General features: G+C 27.8%; 1 protein-coding gene. It reads left to right on the top strand.

Features of this window, described 5'->3' with window-relative positions:
- Positions 1–181 precede the first annotated feature (181 nt).
- Complete coding sequence (locus V6256_RS15095) at positions 182–1,078, top strand: hypothetical protein (RefSeq protein WP_341599094.1); 897 nt, start codon at positions 182–184, stop codon at positions 1,076–1,078.
- The last annotated feature ends 190 nt before the right edge of the window (positions 1,079–1,268 follow it).

Raw genomic sequence — 1,268 nt, 5'->3', positions numbered from 1 at the left:
CGATTAACTATGAAAATTTACAAAGTCAGGTGTCCAGTTATGCTTGACCAGAATATTTTGTGTTGATTTAATGATGAAATCGATATTTATATAAGAAAAAATGTCTATTTAACATAAGAATCATTTTACGTATGTGAATTATTAGTTTATTCTATTTCAATATTTTTATTATGGAATAATCATGAATCCTAAAACCATTGACCTAATTAGAGATTTGTCTGTAAGTTATGAAAATAAAGATTTGAATATTGCTTTTGATTTGATGGAAATAGCATATAAGGCTAGACCTTCAGGACCTTTTATTAAAAAGAAATTTTTAGAATACAAAAAAGCATTAGAAAATCCAGCTCCAATAGAGCAACATGCTAAATTGAAAAATCTGGTTGAAAGTGGTGAAGTGGCCATTATCCCAATTGGATTACGTTGTTATACGTCTAAAATGATAAAAAACAAATTAGGTATTCAACAAGCAAGTCTACCATTTAATAGTGGTTTTTTTTCTCCCGATGCCGTTGCCAGTGTTTTTGAAAATCCGCATATAAATCTTGCCTTTGATAATGAGCTCACACAAACCGTGTGTATTAAAACAGAAAGAAATATGGATACTACATATGGATTGGGAGTTAAGTTTGAATCTTCAACATATGAACATATAAACAGTATTGCAATCAATAAAAATGTCAACTCTATAAATAAATATTTAGATAGTACTTTCGGTTATTATACTTTAGATAAAACCCATAATTTTGTATTGGCTCACTATAATTGGCACCCACTAAGTGATCCAATAAAGTCTAATGGTGTAACTAATCCAGAACAAAATTTAAAAAAAATAAATGAAACTCTAAATAAGAGAATTTTACGAATGTTAGATATGTGTAATAAAGCAAAACACATATTATTTATCTTTGGTGATCATCAGAATTATAAATATTTACAAATAGATAATAAACATTACTTTCTTAACGACTTCGATAGACTTAATAAAATTTGTAGTAAAAAATATGACTCTAAATTTTCTATAATTAGCAATATTAATAATGTTGATATTGACCAAATATTAAACGTATTAAAATAAAATTTTATTTACCATAACACCCGTTTTACGCACAACTTCGAGGCTACCTTAAATAGGGGCCTTTTTTGCATCTAGTGTTAAGTTTTCTATCTCGTATATGGACTCCACCTGTTTTACAACGATTAATTTACATAAACTATTCTGGTCAAGCATAACTGGACACCTGACTTTGTAAATTTTCATAGTTAAT

Origin of the sequence: Psychromonas aquatilis (assembly GCF_038155185.1) — a bacterium.
GTDB lineage: Bacteria > Pseudomonadota > Gammaproteobacteria > Enterobacterales > Psychromonadaceae > Psychromonas > Psychromonas aquatilis.
The sequence above is the reverse complement of the archived record's forward strand: the minus strand, read 5'-3'. Positions and strand labels throughout refer to the sequence as shown.

What these genes read in the sequence shown, in the direction of transcription:
- V6256_RS15095 (WP_341599094.1), top strand. Translation starts at nt 182, where the DNA reads ATGAATCCTAAAACCATTGACCTAATTAGAGATTTGTCTGTAAGTTAT.